Raw genomic sequence first — 17,020 nt, forward strand, 5'->3', positions numbered from 1 at the left:
CCGAACTCAGACCGGAATGACCGTCGGCACGATCATCGGCCGCCGCCGGTAGGTCTCCGCGACCCAGCGCCCGACGACGCGGCGCACCGCCTGCGCGACCCGGTGCGTGTCCGTGATGCCCTCGGCCTCCGTCCGCGCCAGCTCCATCTCCACCAGCGGCACGACCTGGTCCAACGCCTTGGGGTCGTCGGAGAACCCGCGCCCGGAGATCGTCGGCGGCGCCACGGCCCGCCCGGTCGCGGTGTCGATGGCGACGGAGATCGAGATGAACCCGCCCTCGCCCAGCACGAGTCGATCGGACAAAGTGGACTCACCGACGTCTCCGACGGACAGTCCGTCGACGTAGACGTGGCCCACCACAACACGTCCGGACACGGTGGCCTTGCCGTCCACCAGGTCCACCACGACGCCGTCCTCGGCGATCACCACGTGGTCCTCGGCGACACCGGTGGCCACGGCCAGTGCCGCGTTCGCACGCAGATGCCGCCACTCGCCGTGCACCGGCATCACGTTGGACGGGCGGACAGCGTTGTAGAGGAACAACAACTCGCCTGCCGGTGAGTGGCCGGAGACGTGGACCTTGGCGTTGCCCTGGTGCACGACGGTGGCGCCGAGCTTCGCGAGGCCGTTGACGACGTTGAAGACCGCGTTCTCGTTGCCGGGGATCAGCGACGACGCGAGGATCACCGTGTCGCCCTCGCGGATCGAGATCTGCCGGTGGTCGCCCCTGGCCATGCGCGACAACGCCGACAGCGGCTCGCCCTGCGACCCGGTCGACACGAAGAGGACCTCGTCCTCCTCCATCCGCATGGCCTCGTCCAGGTCGACGAACAGGCCGTCCGGCACGTTCAGGAAGCCGAGGTCGGACGCGATGCCCATGTTGCGGACCATCGAGCGGCCCACGAACGCGACCTTGCGCTTGTACTGCACCGCCACGTCCAGCACCTGCTGCACGCGGTGCACGTGCGAGGCGAAGCACGCGACGATGACCCGCTGACGGGCCTTGCGGATCACGTTCTCCAGCACGGGGCCGATCTCGCGCTCCGGCACCACGAAACCGGGCACCTCGGCGTTGGTCGAGTCGACCAGGAACAGGTCCACTCCCTCGTCGCCCAGGCGCGAGAACCCGGCCAGGTCGGTCAGCCGGCCGTCCAGCGGCAGCTGGTCCAGCTTGATGTCACCGGTGTGCAGCACCAGGCCGGCCGACGTGCGGATGGCGATGGCCAGCGCGTCCGGGATGGAGTGGTTGACCGCGAAGAACTCCAGCTCGAACGGCCCGAACGAGGAGCGCTGGCCTTCGCGGACCTCCACCAGCTGCGGGTTCTGGCGGTGCTCGCGGCACTTCGCCGCGAGCAGCGCCAGCGTGAAGCGGGAGCCCACGACCGGCACGTCGGGGCGCAGCTTCAGCAGGAACGGGACCGCGCCGATGTGGTCCTCGTGGCCGTGCGTGAGGACGATGGCGTCGATGTCGTCGAGCCGGTCCTCGATGGCGCGGAAGTCGGGCAGGATCAGGTCCACGCCCGGTTGGTCGTCTTCGGGGAAGAGAACGCCGCAGTCGACCACGAGCAGCCTTCCGGCGTGCTCGAAAACGGTCATGTTGCGGCCGACCTCGCCGATTCCGCCGAGTGCGACGACCCGCAGGCCGCCTTCCGGCAGAGCGGGCGGGATTTCGGTCGATCGGGTCACGCGTTGACTCCCAGTTCGGCCGCGATGGCCTCGATGTCTTCGGCCGCGGCGGGCACCAGCGGCAGACGCGGGTCGCCCACGTCCAGTCCGCGCAGGCGCAGTGCGGCCTTCGTGTACGTCACGCCGGGGACCCGGCGGAAGGGTCGCAGCAGCGGCAGCAGCGACTCGTGGATTTCTTTTGCCCGGACCACGTTTCCGGCTTCATACGCATCAATGAGATCCCGCAGGCGATCGGCCGCGAGGTGACCGATGACGCTCACGAACCCGACGGCGCCGACGGCGAGCCACGGCAGGTTCAGCGGGTCGTCGCCCGAGTAGTAGGCGAGATCGGTCGAGGCGATCACCCGGCTGCCCGCGTGCAGGTCGCCCTTGGCGTCCTTCACGGCCAGGATCCGCGGGTGTTCCGCCAGGCGCAGCAGGGTGTCGACCTCGATCGGCACGACCGCGCGCGGCGGGATGTCGTAGAGCATCACCGGCAGTCCCGACGCGTCGGCGACGGCGGTGAAGTGCGCGAGCAGGCCCTCCTGCGGCGGCCGCGAGTAGTACGGCGTCACGACCAGCGCGCCGTGCGCGCCCGCCTTCTCGGCCTGCTGCACCAGGTGGATGCTGTGCGCGGTGTCGTACGTGCCCGCACCCGCCACCACGGTCGCGCGGTCGCCAACGGCCTCGACGACGGCGGTGATCAGCGCGGCCTTCTCGCGGTCGGTCGTCGTCGGGCTCTCCCCGGTCGTGCCGTTGACGACCAGGCCGTCGTTGCCCAGGTCCACCAGGTGTTTCGCCAGCTCCTGCGCCTTGGCGAGGTCGACCTCGCCACGCGCGTCGAAGGGCGTGACCATGGCGGTGAGAACGCGGCCGAACGGGCGGTCCGGCCCTGCGTACGGGCTTGCAGGCATGCGCAGAAACTACCCGAGGTCAGACACTTCGGTTCAACGACCGCACGCGTTCGACCGCGTCGGCGTCGCCGCTGTATTCCACGCGGGCCTGGTCACGGCCGAACGCGAGCATCACGAGCTCGGACACCTCACCCGTGATCACCACGCCGTTCGCCCCCGGTTTGGCGACGACGTGCTCACCGTCGGGCCGCACCAGCGTCACCCCCACGGGCGACGACTTGTACGTCATGCGCGCCGTGAACGGCAGCAGCTTCCACAGCACCTTCTCGCGACGGGCGTCGTACGGCCGCGGCTCCCAGCCCGGCTGTGCGCGGCGTACGTCCTCGTGATGCACGAAGTACTCGCCCGTGTTGATGAGGTCGTCGACCGGCTGGATCCAGAACGGAGGCGTGCGCACGAGGTCGAGGAGCTCGCTCCAGGCCTTGTGCGTGTAGTCCTCCTGGACCTTCTCCGTCCACTTCGCGAAGCCCGGCAGCACGATGCCCGGCGCGGTGTCCGGGCGTCGCTCGCGGATCGCGAGGTGGGCGGCGAGGTCTTTGGTCAGCCACGTGCCGCACAACGTGGGCGCGTCGGGGCCGAGCTCGGTCATCAGGTCGACGAGCGCCTTGCGTTCGTCGCGTGCGAGACCCACACCTGCTCCTAGGACTCGTTCGGCTGGTAGCAGCTGCTGAAACCGTTCGGCTTGGCCGAGGAGTCCGCCAGCAGCTTGACCACCTGGTCGCGGTTCAGGTTCTCCGGATAGCCGGGCCAGTCCGGTTCCTGTCCGTTGACGTGCAGTTCGTCCAACCAGTATCCCGACTGACCGGAGGTCTTGGCGAACTCCAGGTCACAGCCCTTCACCCGCACGATCACCTCGATGGTGCTCTCCGAGGACTTGATCGTGCGCTTGCCGACCTTCTTGGACTTCTTCGACTTCTCCGTGCTGGGCTCGCCGATGTTGGTGAAGCCGGCGGCCTTGAGCTCGGCGACGAACTTGTCCTCGCTGCTGGTGCAGGCGGGCAGGGCGGCCGCGCAGCCGAGGACCAGCAGGGCCGGGAGGATCCTTCGCTTCACCGTCAGTTGTCCTTCTTCGCGCTGATCGTGCCGGTGAGCGGGCTGCCGTCCTTCTTGGCCGCCACGCAGTAGATGCGGCGTTCCGCGCTGTCGTTCTTGTCCTTCTTCCACGCCGTCTCGGTGGGGACCAGCGTGGTGAGCTTGAGCTTGCCGCCGTCCTTGACCCACTGCGACTTCAGGGTCAGTTCACAGCGGGCGACGCCGAGGCTCTTCAGCGCGTCGAGGCCGGGGTAGGCCGCGTCCGGCAGGCTCGACGTCACCGGCAGCGTCTCGACCACGTCGAACACCTCGAAGTCGTGCGGCTTGTCGCACTCCTCGCGCGTGTCCGAGTCGAGCTGCTTGGTCGGCGCCACCTGGCCGTTGCCGCACACGTTCTCGGAGAGCCCGAAGACCGGGACCTCGCCGCCCTCGCCGTAGGTCAGCGTGTCGCTGTTGCCGCTGCCCGGCGTCGTGAACCAGCTGTGCGCGTAGATGCCGCCGGTGAACGCGGCCGCCGCGATGGCGACGGCACCGACGATCGCGAGGATGCGGTTGCGCTTCTTCTTCGCCGGATCGACGGCACGGGTCTGCTGGTACTGCTGGGTCTGGGCAGGCGGGATGCCGGTGGGCGGCGTCGGCTGGTTGCCGATGCTCGACAGCATCGCGCGGGCCTGCGGGCCGGACAGCCGCGCGTTCGGGTCGGCGATCAGCAGACCGGTGATCACGGCGCTCAGCACGCCCGTCGCACGGGTCAGCCGCGGGGTCTCGCTCATGATCGCGTGCAACGTCGACGCCGTGGACGAGCGCTCGAACGGGCTCCAGCCCTCGACGGCGTAGCAGAGCGTCGCGCCCAACGCCCACAGGTCGGACGCGGGACCCGCCTCGTGGCCGTGGATGCGCTCGGGCGCCATGTACGCGGGCGAGCCGATGAGGCTCCCGCTGGTCGTCAGGCGCGGGTCGTCGACGGCCTGGGCGATGCCGAAGTCGGTGAGCTTGAGCTTGCCGTCCGGGCGGACCATCAGGTTGCCGGGCTTGACGTCGCGGTGCACGATCCCCGCCGCGTGCGCGGCCTCCAGCGCGGACAACGCCTGCAGCGCGATCGACACGACCTGGTTCTGCGGCATCGGGCCGTGGGCGCTGATCAACGTCGACAGCGTCGCCGCCTCGACCAGCTCCATGATGATGTACGTCGTGCCGTTCTCGTTGATCGCGTCGTACACGGTCACGATGGACGGGTCGTTGAGCTTGCCCGCGGTGCGCGCCTCACGCAGAGCGCGCTCTTCGAGCACACGGCGTTCCTCGTGCGCGATGCCGTCGGGCAGATGCAGTTCCTTGATCGCGACGAAGCGGCCGATGTGGCGGTCCTGCGCACGCCACACGATGCCCATCCCGCCGCGGCCGAGCTCGGCCACCAGGGCGTACCTGCCGGCGATGACGCGCGGTTCGACTGCCTGTCCGTGCAACATGCGCTCCTACCGAGGATGAACCGGGGGCGTTGACGGTACTTCAGACCCGCCACACGCAGGATCGGTTCCTAGACTTCCGGCGCTACAACCAGTTCGTGACCTGCGGCACGCAACGCCAGCACCGCACGGCCGAGGTCGCTGTGCTTCACGAGCAGGTGGTCGGTGTCGTAAGTGGACAGCGCGAACAGCGAGACGCCCGCGGCCGCCAGTTCACCCGCCAGCGCGGCCATGATGCCGGTGAGCGTGAACTCCAGCGGCCCGCGCACGGTGAGCAGCCGCCAGCCCTTCTCGGCGTCGTCGCCAGGCATGGCGAACGACGAGGGCGCGATGATCGACAACTCGTCCGGGGTCCTGGTCACGGAGACCAGCGCGTCGGTCAGGTCCAGCAGCCCGGCGGGGAGCGGGGCGTCCGCTGCCAGGCGCGTGACCGTGTACTCGCCGGGGCGGACGTCCACGATGAGCCGCTTCATGGGCGTCAGCCTTCAACCACCAGTGGGCTTGAAGCAACTTCTGTGCCGTCCGGGAGTGTCGAGATCACGAAGTCGGCGAACGCGTTCGGCGCGGCCTTCGTCAGTTCACGCAGGCAGGCGACGGCCAGCTCACGCAGTTCGACGTTGATGTGCTCGGTCGCGCGCATCGCGATGAAGTGCCGCCACGACCGGTAGTTGCCCGTCACGACGATCTCGGTGCCGGTGGCGTTGGGCAGCACCGACCTGGCGATCTGCCGCGCACGACGGCCGTTGACCGTCTTCTCCAGGCTCCGCACCAGGTCCTCGTACGCCTTGAGGCTCGCCTCGGTCGCGGCCACGAACCTGGCGTGCAGCTCGGGGTCGTTCCTGATGAGCTCCGGCTCGACGACGTCGGTCGGGTCGGTGCGCTGGGAGAGCTGCGAGTACGAGAAGTGCCGGTGCCGGATCAGCTCGTGGGTGAGCGAGCGGGGCAGCTCGGTCAGGTAGAGCGTCGCGCTGCCGTGCTCGAACGCGGCGAGGTGCCCGACGTCGAGCAGGTGGTGCAGGAACGTCGCGTTGGTGTTCGTCATGGGGTTCGAGCGGTCCCACGACTGGTAGCAGGCCCGGCCGGCGAACTCGACGAGCGCCGCGCCGCCGTCCGCGTCGGTCGTCCAGGGCACGTCGTCCGGCGGGATGAACTCGGTTTTCGCCACCAAGCGCACTCTCGGCATAGCCCGGGACATTATCTGACGGTTGCGCGACACCAGACGTGACGTCATAGTGGTGTCATGGATCTGTCGCCGTACATCGCGTCACTGCGCGAGGACCTGGCGACGGCCGCCTCAGCGGGGGACGAGAACACCCGTCGAACGGCCGCCGCGTTGTCCGCAGCGCTCGAGCCAGCCGCGCGACTGGCAATCATGAACGCACTGTCGGACCTGGCCGCGGAGGTCACCGCCTCCCTGGAAGGCCAGGTCGTGGAGGTTCGCCTGGCGGGCAGGGACGTCCAGGTGGTCGTCACCGGGTCCGCAGAACCGGAGCCGGAGCCCGCACCGAGCCAGGAGGTCCCGATGGGTGACGCCACCGGTGACATCAGCCGCATCACGCTGCGCATGATCAACGAGTTGAAGGCGAAGGCCGAGGCCGCCGCAGCCGCCCAGGGCGTGTCGCTGAACTCGTTCATCCAGCAGGCCGTCGGGGGCGCGGTGCACGGCAAGCACAGGCATCAGCACAAGGGGTGGAGCGGAAACGCGGGCTCCGGCTCACGCGTCCGCGGATGGGTGCAGGGGTGAGCGAAGTGACCGAACAGAGCGAACCAGCGGGTGTGGTGCGTCAGCAGAGCTTCGAGTTCGCGGGCATCGCCGAGATCGACATCTCGCTGCTCAGCGGCCGGGTGCAGGTGCACCTGACCGACGAGCCGGGCGTGCACGTCGAGGTGCGGCACGATCCGACCGCGGCCAACTCGTGGACCGAGGGCCTGTCCAGCGTGCTGAGCTGGGTCAGCGGCCAGTTCGGCCCGGACAAGGGCGCTCCCGCGGCGGGCCCGGAGGAGGCCGTCCGGGAGGCCCGCGTGGAACTGCTGGGCAACCGATTGCGCATCGAGTCGTCGAAGGCGCTGCCGTTGCGCGCGGTGCCGCTGTCCGTGGTCGTGACAGCACCAGTGGGGTCACATGTGACGTCACGGACCGGCGCGGCTGACGTCGTCGTGACCGGCGGCGCGGGCCGCCTCGATCTGAACACCGGCACGGGCACCGTGTCGGCGGATCGGGCGACCGGCGAGGTCAAGGTGAACTCGGGCGCCGGCACCGTCCGGCTGGGCACGATGCTCGCGGGGCTGAAGGCCAAGACCGGCAGCGGCGACGTCGAGGTGTCGTCGCTCGGCGGCAACGCCACGTTGATCACCGGGACCGGCGACGTGTGGCTGGGCGCGGTGCAGGGCAACGTCCAGGTCCGCACCGGCAGCGGCGAGCTGACCGTGGCCGACGCGGCGTCCGGCGACATCCAGCTCGGCACCGGCTCGGGCAACATCCGCGTCGGCATCCGCCAGGGCACGCTCGCGCGCATCGACCTGGTGTCCACGTCCGGCACCGCCCGCAGCGACTTCGACGTGTCGTCCGAGCCGCTCGGCGACGCCGCGCTGAAGGTCACGGGCCGCACTGGCAGCGGCAACGCGCTGGTGACCGCCGCCGCGAACTGACCGGGGGGTCGGAGGAGGACGGCGTCCCCGGTCAGGGCTCCTGGAACGGTTTGGAGCCGCCGGGGACGTCGTCGGGGAAGATCGGGCAGCGGATCTCGCCGGTCAGGAACTTCCTGGTGAAGCTCGAAAAGCTCCCGTCGTACGACCAGCTCTGCCGCAGGTCGGTGATCACCACGGTCCACTCGTCGGGCTCGCCGCGGGTGTACCAGAGGCAGTGCTCGCCGCCCAGCGTCGTGCCCCACGGCAGCAGACCGGGTACGTCGGGGTGCACGCGCAGACCCGGTTGCCTGCGCAGCGCGCGCAGGATCTTGGGAGCCTGCGCCATCCAGTTCATGAACGCGGCACGGGCCGTGGGGTGCAGGATCCGGACGTAGCCACCCACCACGAGCGGCGGATAGGCCTCGGCGAGGTGCACGTAGTCGCTCGGCAACGACGTGCCGGCCCGTGCCTTCACCGCGTCCCAGTCGACCGGGTCCGGACGCCGTTCCGGCGCACCCAGCAGATCGATCCACTCGTCAGGCGGCACCGCTCACCTCCGTGACCCTCAAGCATCGCCTGCGGCACTCGGGATTCGGTTGTACCGCAGTCCAGCGATGACCAGTGAGACGACGGCGTCGAACGCGTCCTGAATGTGAGGATCGCCCCACTCCTGGGCGTGCGCCGGGTGGTGGAACCTGTCGGTCGCGTCCCACACCGCCTGCGCCGTCCGATCGACGTCGTCGGTCACGAACTCCTGGGTTTCCACTCCCGCCGAAATGATGCGCGCGAGCTGACCCACCAGGTGCTCGACGTGGTACTCGGGAATGCCGCGACTCTCCCTGACCAGCACCAGGTACGTCGCGAACAACTCGGGTTCGTCGACGTGCGAGAGCTTCTTGCGGTCGAAGAGCTTCTGCAGCCAGGCCCTGAGCATCTCGGCGGCGGTGAGGCCCTGGTCGAACGCCGGTTCCATCGCCAGGTGCTGCGCGTCGAGCCAGCGCCGCGTCACGGCCTCCCGCAACGCGGCCTTCGTCGGGAAGTGGCGGTAGACGCTGCCGTGGCTGACCCCGAGCGCCTTGGCGACGTCGACCACCGTCGCCTTGGCAGGGCCGTACCGTCGCAGCACCTCTTCGGTCGCCGCGAGGATCGCCTCCGACGTCAACGCCTCCGCCACGTACTCACCTCTCGCTGTCCAGGAAGGCCATCATCGCGGCCGGGTACCGAGTGCCCGCAGCGGCCCCAACAGGAACAACGGCCTCGATCTCCTGCAATTCCCGTTCGGTGAACGTCACGTCGACAGCCCCGATCGCCTCCTTCAGCCTCGCACGCTTGGTCGTGCCGACGAGAGGCACCACGTCCTCTCCGCGCGCCGCGACCCACGCGATGGCGAGCTGCGCGACCGTGATGTCCTTGGCCTGCGCGATCTCGTTGAGCTTCGCGACGAGGGCCTGGTTGCGGGCCAGGTTGTCGCCCTGGAACCGGGGCGTGTGGCCGCGCCAGTCGTCGTCGCCGACGGTGAGCGGCGTGGCCGAGATCAGGCCGCGCGACAGCACCCCGTAGGCCGTGATGGAGATGCCGAGCTCGCGCGTGGTCTGCAGGATCTCCCGCTCGACGCCGCGCTCCAGCAGGCCGTACTCGATCTGCAGGTCGACGATCGGGTGGACGGCGTGCGCCCTGCGGATCGTCTCCGCGCCGACCTCGGACAGGCCGATGTGCCGGACGTACCCCTTCTCGACCTGCTCGGCGATGGCGCCGACGGTGTCCTCGATCGGCACGTCCGGGTCGAGCCGCGCGGGCCGGTAGATGTCGATGTGGTCGGTGCCGAGCCGTTGCAGCGAGTACGCCAGGAAGTTGGCCACGGCCTGCGGCCTTGTGTCGAACCCGATGAACGCGCCGCTGGCGTCGCGCATCCCGCCGAACTTGACGCTGAGCTGCACCTCGTCGCGACGGCCCTTGATCGCCTCACTGATCAGCAGTTCGTTGTGCCCCTGACCGTAGAAGTCACCGGTGTCGAGCAACGTGACGCCCGCGTCCATGGCCGCGTGGATCGTCGCGATGCTCTCTTCGCGGTCGGCCGGACCGTAGGCGTTGGACATGCCCATGCAGCCCAGGCCGATCGCGGACACGACCGGACCGGTGGCTCCGAGCTGACGCTTCTGCATCTGGAGAACTCCTTCGTCTCTTCGGTGAGATCGAGCGTGCCCGATGGACTGACAGATTTCAATATCTGTCAGCAGTCAGTTGTCCGCAGGATTGACAAAAGCGTTTTGAACGTTCAAAGTTGTTTTTGCGATGAGAGACGTGATCTATCTGGACCGGATGGAGCAGGCCGAGACCCTGCTCAAGCCGCAGCGCGTGGAGGTGCTGCGGCAGCTCGCCGCGCCGCGCTCGTGCACCGAGGTCGCCGAGGTGCTCGACCAGACGCCGCAACGCGTGCACTACCACGTGAAACAGCTGGTCAAGGCCGGGCTGGCCACCCAGGTCGCCGAACGCAAGGTGCGCGGCGTCCACGAGGGCCTCTACCAGGCGGTGGCGCGTTCGTACTGGCTGTCGCCGCGGCTGGTCGGCCGGATCGGGTCGCGCGACGAGCTGGCGCTGGGGCATCTCGTGGACCTCGCCGAGCAGGTGCAGGCGGACGTGGCGGCGCTGGACCGCAACGCCGAGCTGCCGTCCGTCGGCGTGTCCGGCGAGATCCGCGTCCGGCCGGAGGACCGCCAGCGGTTCCTCGCCGAGCTGCAGACGACGTTGCAGGACCTCTTCACCCGATACGGCGGCGCGGAAGGGGATGCGTTCCGCATCGCGCTCGCCTGCTATCCCAAGGGAGACAACCGATGAGCACCGGAACCATCCGCGTTCGCACGTCCGCGCCCGCCGCGCGGGTCCACGAGGCCTTGACGACCGAGGCAGGCCTGCGGACGTGGCTCGCCGAGCACGCGCACGTCGACCTGGAAGGCGGCCAGTTCGAGTTCTGGGGGCGCTACACCCCGGAGGGCGAACGCGGCCGGCAGAAGCTGTTGGGCCACGACGACACGTCAGTGCGCTTCTCGTGGCAGCTGTACGGCACCGAATACACAGTCGATCTCCGTGTGGAGGAGGGTGACGGCGAGACGCTCGTCGCGGTCGCGCAGACGCCGTACCCGACCTGGGGCGTGGGCGACGAGCAGGCGGAGGTCCTCCAGACGTTCTGGCCGCTGGTGCTGGGCAACCTGGTCGAACACGTCGAGGGCCGGCCGGTGCTGGGGTTCTGCGACTTCACGAACCCCGAGCAGCGGTTCGAGTTCGACATCGCGGCCACGCCGGCCGCCATCATCAACGCGCTGACCGATCCGGACGTGTTCGCGCGGTGGTTCGGGGCGCGGATGGAGATCGAGCCCCACGTGGGCGGCCGGTGGACGATGGGCAGCTTCGAGGAGAACGACCACCCGGCGAAGATCATCGCGCTCGACGAGGGGCACTTCGCGCTGGACTTCCAGGAGGGAATGGTGGCGTCCTGGGAGCTCAAGGGCTCGGAGGGACGCACGCACCTGACGTTCGTGCAGAGCGGGTTCGACACCGGCAACCCGCCGTACGGGGCGTGGATGGGGTGGCTCAGCGGGTTCGCGGACCTGCGGCGGATGCTGGAGCTGCCCGGATGGCGCCCGATGTGGCATTCGTACGACATTCCCGGCTTGCCCGATGGCATGCTCGTTCTTGAATGATCGGGCGTGAAACCGGCGGGTGAGAGCCAGATCATCCGGCTCTCACCCGTTTGCGCCTGGCTTTCGTAGGCGGCAGATCGATACGGTCAAGTTCGTGCTCGATTCAGCCCGCATCACCGTTGCCGCGCTCGTGATCGCGTTGTCCGTGACGGCGTCGATCGTCCTCAGCCACTAGAACCAGGCCATGACCATGGCCGGTGAGGCCGCGAGGAAGCTGAACCTCGCGAAGCGGCCCACCATGCCGGTCACGATGAACATCGCCGTCGACATCCCCGCGAGCCCGGCGAGCACGCTCGTCGCCATGAACGGCGGCACCCCGACCAGTGAGCTCACCGCGTGCGTGCCGGCCATCCAGTTCGGGTGCGCCCTGCACTTCACGTGGATCCACTCGCCCCAGCGGTGCGCGCGCGTGCCGGGCCCGAACCAGCGCTGAAGCCGTGACGGCTTGGCCTTTTCCTTGCGGTGCAGGAACTTCGGCAGCTTGATGTCGCCTCGTGCCGCGTAGAAGTACAGCAGCTTGCCGAGCACCTGCGCGACGGCCACCACGAGACCGACGACGAAGCAGGACACACCGGGCCAGCGCGCGCCGACACCCACCACCCACATTTCGATGCTGATGAAGGGAACGAGCGCCGAGCCGAACGCGACCCCGAAGGTGAGGCCAACCAAGGCGAGCACCCGGCCGAGGCTACACAGAACTCAGGAGTCGAGTCGGACGGTCAGCGGCCCCGACACCCGGATTTCGCGCAACGGACGCCCGCCTGCGTCCAATGTGCGCACCGTGCCGTCACCCGACCAGCCCAGCCGTTCGTAGAAGTTGCGGGACGCCTTGTCGGCCTCCGGCACCCACGCGATCCCCCGCGTCGCACCGCCTTCCTGCAGGCGCCTGCACGCCTCGGCCACCAGCCGCGTGCCGTGACCACGCCTCCCCCAGCGCGGCTCGACGAGAACGCTCAGCACCGCGGTCGTCTCCGCGTCCTCCGGCAGCGAACCGTCCGCCTTGGCCACCTCGTCGTGCGGAGCCTTGCTGGCCACGACGAAGCCGACGATCCACTCCCCCTCGGTCGCCTTGAGCACCGCCTGCTGCTGGACGGCCATCGCCCACGCCTCGTCGGTGTCGAGCGTGTCCAGCACCTCCCGCGGCAACAGCTGGGAGTACGCGAGCCGCCACGTCTCCCGATGGATCCGGACGATCTCCGAAAGGTCAGCAGCGGTGGCGATGTGCACGCCGGCGTCGGCCATAACCGCACCTTATCGACGCCGCGTCGGAGAAATGTCAGGGGTGCGTGGCAACATCGCCCACGTGCAGAGGATGAGCGCGGACGTAGCACGCCGAATCGCCCTGGGCGCCCAGGGCTTCACCGACTCCAGGCCCGCCGCGGCCACCCGCAGGCACCTGCAACGGGTGCTCTCGCGCGTGCAGCTGCTGCAGATCGACTCGGTGAACGTGGCGGTGCGCGCCCACTACATGCCGCTGTTCTCCCGCCTGGGCGCCTACGACCCCGCGCTGCTCGACGAGGCGGCCTGGACCCACTCCGCGCGCAAACCCCGCCTGCTCGTCGAAACCTGGGCCCACGAGGCGTCGCTGGTCCCGATCCTCGACTGGCCGCTGTTCCACTCCGGCGCGAAGAAGCGTGGCTGGTGGCAGCACTACCAGACCGTTCTCGAACGCTCTCCCCAGCTCGTCGACGAGGTCCTCTCCGCCATCAAGGAGCTGGGCCCGATCGGCGCGGGCGCCCTGGAGAAGGCCCTGGTGGGCGACTCGGGCCGCGCCAAGGGCCCGTGGTGGGACTGGTCCGAGGTCAAGCGCGTGTGCGAGGTCCTGTTCGGCGTCGGCGTCCTGACCACCGGCACCCGCCGCGGCTTCGAGCGCCTCTACGACCTGACCGAACGCGTCATCCCGCCCGACGTCCTCGCGCAGAAGTGGACGCCGGAAGAGGGCGCCCGCGAACTGGTCCGCCGTTCCGCGGTGGCCCTGGGCGTGGCCACCGAACCGGACCTGCGCGACTACTACCGCCTCGACCCGCGCCGCTCGCAGGCCGCCGTGGCCTCCCTGGTGGAGGAGGGCGTGCTGGAGCCGGTGGCGGTCGACGGCTGGCGCGGCACCGGCTACCGCCACGTCGAGGCGAAGGCACCCCGCCGGGTGGAGGGCCGCGCGCTGCTGTGCCCGTTCGACCCGCTGATCTGGGAGCGCGCCCGCACCGAGCGGATCTTCGGTTTCCGGTACCGCATCGAGATCTACGTGCCGGAGCCCCGGCGAGTGCACGGCTACTACGTGTTCCCGTTCCTGCTGGACGGGCAGCTGGTCGGCCGCGTGGACCTGAAGGCCGACCGGGCGGCCGGTGTGCTGCGCGTGCAGTCGGCGTTCGCGGAGGAGGGCGTGGAGCGCGGCCGGGTCGCCGCCGAGCTGGCCGGGGAGCTGCGGCACATGGCCGACTGGCTGGGACTGGAGGACGTTCTCGTGGTGCAGAAGGGGGATCTGGCCGCAGAACTGGCGGTGGCGGTGGCGAAGGGCTGACCGCTCAGGCGGTTCCGGCGAGGACGCTCGCCACGAAGGCCGCCTTGCCCGCCGTGTACGCCTCGCGGTCGTGCCCGTTCTCCGTCGCCAACCGCTGCTTCAAGTCCTCATAGGCCCGTGCCAGGCGGGCGTCGTTGCGCAGTGCGTCCCGGAACCGGATCTGGTCGGTCCACCTCGGATGCCCGGCCTGGACCAGATGCAGGTGCGCCTCACGCCGTCGCCCCGACGCGTCCGGCTTCACGAAGAACCGGCGCCATGGACGCCGATCTAGTTCCGGAGCCACGTACACCCAGCCCTCCGCCACGAGAAGGCCGGACGCCTGCGCGACAACGGCGTCGAGGTCGGCCACCGAGACCATCAGATCCACGATCGGCTTGGCAGCCAGGCCAGGCACCGCCGTCGACCCGATGTGCTCCACACCGTCGACCACCCACGGCGCCAGCAGATCAGCCAGCCGCGAGCACTCGGCCTCGGCACGGACGATCCAGCGCGGGTCGTGCGGACGGACCTCGGCCCGTTCGTGAGCCCACGCCGGGGCGTCCTCGCTCACGAGTGCAACTCGATGGCCTTGCGCATCGTCTCGCGCGCCCGTCCGCGGTCGCCCGCGATGTCGTAGGCGTACGCGAGCCGGAACCAGGCACGCCAGTCGTCCGGCGAGGCCTCGACCTCGGCCCGTCGCTCCTCGAACCACGCGTCCGCGGCGTCGCGGTCCACGCGGCCGGACGGGCGTCGGGGCAGGTGTGAGGCGTCCGGCAGGAGGCCGTCCGCGTCGAGCTCGCGGGCCATCTTCTCGGTCTGCCAGCCGAAGCGCAGGTTCGAGTAGACGAGCCACACGCCCAGCAGCGGCAGGATCAGCACGCCGACGCCGAGCAGGATTCCGACCAGCTCACCGGTCTGCAGCAGGGCCACCGCGCGACCGGCGAGCAGGACGAAGTAGACCGCGAGGGCCGCGATCAGCAGCCCGACGGTGAGCCGGACCTTCACAGGTCCAGGTACTTGTCGAGGCCCACGGCCAGGCCTGGGCGGGACACGACCTCGCGCACGCCCAGCACCACGCCCGGCATGAACGACGTGCGGTGCAGCGAGTCCTGCCGGATGGTCAGGGTCTCGCTCTCGCCGCCGAACACGACCTCCTGGTGCGCGATCATGCCCGAGATCCGCAGCGAGTGGACGCGCACGCCGTCGACGACCGCGCCGCGGGCGCCCGGCTCCTCCTGCGTGGTCGCGTCGGGCATCGGGTCCATCCCGGAACGCGCCGCCGCGATCAGGCGGGCCGTGTGAGCGGCGGTGCCCGACGGGGCGTCGGCCTTGCGCGGGTGGTGCAGCTCGATGATCTCGGCCGACTCGTAGTAGCGGGCCGCGATCTCCGAGAAGCGCATGAGCAGCACGGCGCCGATGCCGAAGTTCGGCGCGATCAGCACGCCGACGGACGGCTGGTCCGCGAGCAGTGCGGCGACCGCGTCCAAACGCGACTGATCGAAGCCGGAAGTGCCCACCACGCAATGGATTCCGTTCGCGATGCAGAACTCCAGGTTCCCCATCACGACGTCGGGGTGCGTGAAGTCGACGACGACCTCGGCACCGGCGTCCACGAGTCCGGACAACGGGTCGTCGGCGTCGATCGCGGCCACGACCTCCATGTCCTTCGCGGCCTCGACCGCGCGGACCACCTCGGAACCCATGCGGCCCCGCGCGCCGAGAACTCCGACGCGAATCATGCAATCACCTCGTGTACCTGGTCCGGCAGATCGTCGGCGTGATCGTAGGGGCCGACCACCGCCGCGGCGACGGGACGGCGCAGCAGATCACGTGCGAGCGACGCCACTTCTTCTGCGGAGACCTCGTCGATCCTGGCGAGCGTCGCCTCGACGCTCAGGTGGTCGCCGTAGTTCAGTTCGGACTTGCCGATGCGCGACATCCGCGAGCTGGTGTCCTCCAGGCCCAGCACGAGAGCACCGCGCAGCTGTCCCTTGCCCCGCGCCACTTCGGCGTCGGACAGACCGCCGCGAGCAACGTCCACGAGCACCTCGCGGATCACGCCGGCGGTCTCGCCCAGGCGGTCGGGCTGGCAGCCCGCATAGACGGAGAACGTGCCGGTGTCCGCGTACATGCCGACGGACGAGTACACCTGGTAGGCCAGGCCTCGCCGCTCGCGCACCTCCTGGAACAGCCGCGAGCTCATGCCACCGCCGACGGCCGCGTTCAGCACGTTCAGGGCGAACCGGCGCTCGTCGTGGCGGTCAAGGCCCTTCATGCCGAGCATCAGGTGCGCCTGCTCGGTGTCGTCGGTGTGCAGCACCAGCTTGCGGGCGTCGGCGATGCGCGCGCGGCCGCTGCGCGGTGCGACAGCGGTGCCCGCTCGCGACAGCCGGTCGCCGATCGCCTTGCGCACCAGGCGCATCACGTGCGCGTGCTCGATGTTGCCCGCGACCGCGAACACCATGCGCGGCAACGTGTAGTTCTTCTTGTAGAACGAGTAGAGGTTGTCCCTCTCCATGTCCTGAATGGACTTCTCGGTGCCCAGGACCGGACGACCCAGCGCGTGTCCGCCGAACAACGCCTCGATGAACGCGTCGTGCAGCAGGTCCTCGGGGTCGTCGTCGCGCATCGCGATCTCTTCGATCACGACACCGCGTTCGGTCTCGAAGTCACGCGGACCGCAGATCGCCTCGAACACCACGTCCGCGACGAGATCGACCGCCAGCGGCAGGTCCTCGTCCAGGACGTGCGCGTAGTAGCAGGTGTGTTCCTTGGCGGTGAACGCGTTCAGCTCGCCGCCGACCGCGTCGATCTCCTCGGCGATGGCGGCGGCCGACCGGCGCGCGGTTCCCTTGAACAGCAGGTGTTCCAGGTAGTGCGCGGCACCCGCCACCTCGGGCCGCTCGTCGCGGGACCCGACCTGCACCCACAGCCCGACCGAGGCGGACCGCACGCCCGGGATGCGCTCGGTGATGACCCGCAGGCCCGAGGACAGCATGCTGCGCCGCACCTCGGACCCCGCGGACATCTCGAGCACCCGCGTGCTGCCCGGCCGCTGGAGGTGCCCCAACCGTCCGGTACGCGGACGGCCGCGGGTGGATGCACCCGCGGCCGTCGCCTTGT

General features: G+C 69.6%; 21 protein-coding genes. 5 read left to right on the forward strand and 16 right to left on the reverse strand.

Features of this window, described 5'->3' with window-relative positions; translation table 11 throughout:
* Window positions 1-6: 6 nt before the first annotated feature.
* The 7 genes from IEZ09_RS15810 to thyX form a co-directional block, all read right to left on the reverse strand.
* Window positions 7-1,686 carry a ribonuclease J gene (locus tag IEZ09_RS15810; RefSeq protein ID WP_189254443.1) on the reverse strand — a complete coding sequence of 560 codons (1,680 nt, stop codon included), beginning with the start codon at window positions 1,684-1,686 and terminating at the stop codon, window positions 7-9.
* Entirely contained in the window at window positions 1,683-2,579 is an 897-nt protein-coding gene (gene dapA / locus IEZ09_RS15815; protein WP_189254444.1) for a 4-hydroxy-tetrahydrodipicolinate synthase, read from the reverse strand. Before dapA ends, IEZ09_RS15810 begins: the two co-directional genes overlap by 4 nt.
* 19 nt (window positions 2,580-2,598) lie before the next feature.
* Window positions 2,599-3,210: a TIGR03085 family metal-binding protein gene (locus tag IEZ09_RS15820; RefSeq protein ID WP_189254445.1), complete on the reverse strand. Its 612-nt coding sequence runs from the start codon at window positions 3,208-3,210 to the stop codon at window positions 2,599-2,601.
* Between the two features lie 8 nt (window positions 3,211-3,218).
* Entirely contained in the window at window positions 3,219-3,632 is a 414-nt protein-coding gene (locus IEZ09_RS15825) for a hypothetical protein (RefSeq protein WP_189254446.1), read from the reverse strand.
* A gap of 2 nt (window positions 3,633-3,634) precedes the next feature.
* The gene (locus IEZ09_RS15830; RefSeq protein WP_189254447.1) at window positions 3,635-5,077 is read right to left on the reverse strand and encodes a serine/threonine-protein kinase; all 1,443 of its coding nucleotides are present in this window, start codon (window positions 5,075-5,077) and stop codon (window positions 3,635-3,637) included.
* Window positions 5,078-5,145: 68 nt separating this feature from the next.
* Window positions 5,146-5,547 carry an ACT domain-containing protein gene (locus IEZ09_RS15835; RefSeq protein WP_189254448.1) on the reverse strand — a complete coding sequence of 134 codons (402 nt, stop codon included), beginning with the start codon at window positions 5,545-5,547 and terminating at the stop codon, window positions 5,146-5,148.
* Between the two features lie 5 nt (window positions 5,548-5,552).
* The gene (thyX, locus tag IEZ09_RS15840; RefSeq protein ID WP_370467718.1) at window positions 5,553-6,272 is read right to left on the reverse strand and encodes an FAD-dependent thymidylate synthase; all 720 of its coding nucleotides are present in this window, start codon (window positions 6,270-6,272) and stop codon (window positions 5,553-5,555) included.
* A gap of 42 nt (window positions 6,273-6,314) precedes the next feature.
* On the opposite strand from thyX, the gene IEZ09_RS15845 reads away from it, so the two are divergent.
* Window positions 6,315-6,818 carry a toxin-antitoxin system HicB family antitoxin gene (locus IEZ09_RS15845; protein WP_189254450.1) on the forward strand — a complete coding sequence of 168 codons (504 nt, stop codon included), beginning with the start codon at window positions 6,315-6,317 and terminating at the stop codon, window positions 6,816-6,818.
* Between the two features lie 5 nt (window positions 6,819-6,823).
* A complete protein-coding gene (locus IEZ09_RS15850) occupies window positions 6,824-7,723 on the forward strand; it encodes a DUF4097 family beta strand repeat-containing protein (RefSeq protein ID WP_229812591.1) in 900 nt (299 codons plus the stop codon).
* Between the two features lie 31 nt (window positions 7,724-7,754).
* Here the strand turns inward: IEZ09_RS15850 and IEZ09_RS15855 are convergent, their stop codons facing one another.
* From IEZ09_RS15855 to IEZ09_RS15865, 3 genes are read right to left on the reverse strand one after another with little or no spacing between them, the layout of a single operon-like run.
* Entirely contained in the window at window positions 7,755-8,249 is a 495-nt protein-coding gene (locus tag IEZ09_RS15855; RefSeq protein WP_189254452.1) for a hypothetical protein, read from the reverse strand.
* A gap of 18 nt (window positions 8,250-8,267) precedes the next feature.
* On the reverse strand, window positions 8,268-8,876 hold the full coding sequence (locus tag IEZ09_RS15860) for a TetR/AcrR family transcriptional regulator (protein ID WP_189254453.1): 609 nt from the start codon (window positions 8,874-8,876) through the stop codon (window positions 8,268-8,270).
* Window positions 8,877-8,880: 4 nt separating this feature from the next.
* Complete coding sequence (locus tag IEZ09_RS15865; protein ID WP_189254454.1) at window positions 8,881-9,864, reverse strand: aldo/keto reductase; 984 nt, start codon at window positions 9,862-9,864, stop codon at window positions 8,881-8,883.
* A 130-nt stretch (window positions 9,865-9,994) separates the two neighbouring features.
* On the opposite strand from IEZ09_RS15865, the gene IEZ09_RS15870 reads away from it, so the two are divergent.
* Both IEZ09_RS15870 and IEZ09_RS15875 read left to right on the forward strand, forming a co-directional pair.
* A complete protein-coding gene (locus IEZ09_RS15870; RefSeq protein WP_189254455.1) occupies window positions 9,995-10,537 on the forward strand; it encodes a winged helix-turn-helix domain-containing protein in 543 nt (180 codons plus the stop codon).
* Window positions 10,534-11,400 carry an SRPBCC family protein gene (locus IEZ09_RS15875; RefSeq protein ID WP_189254456.1) on the forward strand — a complete coding sequence of 289 codons (867 nt, stop codon included), beginning with the start codon at window positions 10,534-10,536 and terminating at the stop codon, window positions 11,398-11,400. Before IEZ09_RS15870 ends, IEZ09_RS15875 begins: the two co-directional genes overlap by 4 nt.
* A gap of 171 nt (window positions 11,401-11,571) precedes the next feature.
* Here IEZ09_RS15875 and IEZ09_RS15880 read toward each other — a convergent pair whose 3' ends face one another.
* On the reverse strand, window positions 11,572-12,078 hold the full coding sequence (locus tag IEZ09_RS15880) for a YqaA family protein (protein ID WP_229812592.1): 507 nt from the start codon (window positions 12,076-12,078) through the stop codon (window positions 11,572-11,574).
* A 21-nt stretch (window positions 12,079-12,099) separates the two neighbouring features.
* A complete protein-coding gene (locus IEZ09_RS15885) occupies window positions 12,100-12,642 on the reverse strand; it encodes a GNAT family N-acetyltransferase (RefSeq protein ID WP_189254457.1) in 543 nt (180 codons plus the stop codon).
* Between the two features lie 70 nt (window positions 12,643-12,712).
* Between IEZ09_RS15885 and IEZ09_RS15890 the strand changes: the two genes are divergently transcribed.
* On the forward strand, window positions 12,713-13,918 hold the full coding sequence (locus tag IEZ09_RS15890; RefSeq protein WP_189254458.1) for a winged helix-turn-helix domain-containing protein: 1,206 nt from the start codon (window positions 12,713-12,715) through the stop codon (window positions 13,916-13,918).
* A gap of 4 nt (window positions 13,919-13,922) precedes the next feature.
* On the opposite strand, the gene IEZ09_RS15895 is transcribed toward IEZ09_RS15890, so the two are convergent.
* Genes IEZ09_RS15895 through IEZ09_RS15910 form a run of 4 tightly spaced genes read right to left on the reverse strand, consistent with a single transcriptional unit; the run spans window position 13,923 to window position 16,925 of the window.
* Complete coding sequence (locus IEZ09_RS15895; protein WP_189254459.1) at window positions 13,923-14,468, reverse strand: GrpB family protein; 546 nt, start codon at window positions 14,466-14,468, stop codon at window positions 13,923-13,925.
* The gene (locus tag IEZ09_RS15900; RefSeq protein WP_189254460.1) at window positions 14,465-14,902 is read right to left on the reverse strand and encodes a tetratricopeptide repeat protein; all 438 of its coding nucleotides are present in this window, start codon (window positions 14,900-14,902) and stop codon (window positions 14,465-14,467) included. The genes IEZ09_RS15895 and IEZ09_RS15900 overlap by 4 nt, the downstream gene beginning before the upstream one ends.
* The gene (gene dapB / locus IEZ09_RS15905) at window positions 14,899-15,636 is read right to left on the reverse strand and encodes a 4-hydroxy-tetrahydrodipicolinate reductase (RefSeq protein ID WP_189254461.1); all 738 of its coding nucleotides are present in this window, start codon (window positions 15,634-15,636) and stop codon (window positions 14,899-14,901) included. Before dapB ends, IEZ09_RS15900 begins: the two co-directional genes overlap by 4 nt.
* Entirely contained in the window at window positions 15,633-16,925 is a 1,293-nt protein-coding gene (locus IEZ09_RS15910) for a M16 family metallopeptidase (protein WP_189254541.1), read from the reverse strand. Before IEZ09_RS15910 ends, dapB begins: the two co-directional genes overlap by 4 nt.
* Between the last annotated feature and the right edge of the window lie 95 nt (window positions 16,926-17,020).

It is taken from the genome of Lentzea flava (assembly GCF_014648475.1).
GTDB classification, from domain to species: Bacteria; Actinomycetota; Actinomycetes; order Mycobacteriales; family Pseudonocardiaceae; genus Lentzea; species Lentzea flava.

Bases quoted from the DNA above. Each gene is read 5' to 3' on its own strand.
- dapA (WP_189254444.1), bottom strand. From the start codon at position 2,579: ATGCCTGCAAGCCCGTACGCAGGGCCGGACCGCCCGTTCGGCCGCGTT.
- IEZ09_RS15830 (WP_189254447.1), bottom strand. From the start codon at position 5,077: ATGTTGCACGGACAGGCAGTCGAACCGCGCGTCATCGCCGGCAGGTAC.
- IEZ09_RS15890 (WP_189254458.1), top strand. From the start codon at position 12,713: ATGAGCGCGGACGTAGCACGCCGAATCGCCCTGGGCGCCCAGGGCTTC.
- IEZ09_RS15885 (WP_189254457.1), bottom strand. From the start codon at position 12,642: ATGGCCGACGCCGGCGTGCACATCGCCACCGCTGCTGACCTTTCGGAG.
- dapB (WP_189254461.1), bottom strand. From the start codon at position 15,636: ATGATTCGCGTCGGAGTTCTCGGCGCGCGGGGCCGCATGGGTTCCGAG.
- IEZ09_RS15845 (WP_189254450.1), top strand. From the start codon at position 6,315: ATGGATCTGTCGCCGTACATCGCGTCACTGCGCGAGGACCTGGCGACG.
- IEZ09_RS15835 (WP_189254448.1), bottom strand. From the start codon at position 5,547: ATGAAGCGGCTCATCGTGGACGTCCGCCCCGGCGAGTACACGGTCACG.
- IEZ09_RS15875 (WP_189254456.1), top strand. From the start codon at position 10,534: ATGAGCACCGGAACCATCCGCGTTCGCACGTCCGCGCCCGCCGCGCGG.
- IEZ09_RS15865 (WP_189254454.1), bottom strand. From the start codon at position 9,864: ATGCAGAAGCGTCAGCTCGGAGCCACCGGTCCGGTCGTGTCCGCGATC.
- IEZ09_RS15910 (WP_189254541.1), bottom strand. From the start codon at position 16,925: ATGTCCGCGGGGTCCGAGGTGCGGCGCAGCATGCTGTCCTCGGGCCTG.
- IEZ09_RS15870 (WP_189254455.1), top strand. From the start codon at position 9,995: ATGAGAGACGTGATCTATCTGGACCGGATGGAGCAGGCCGAGACCCTG.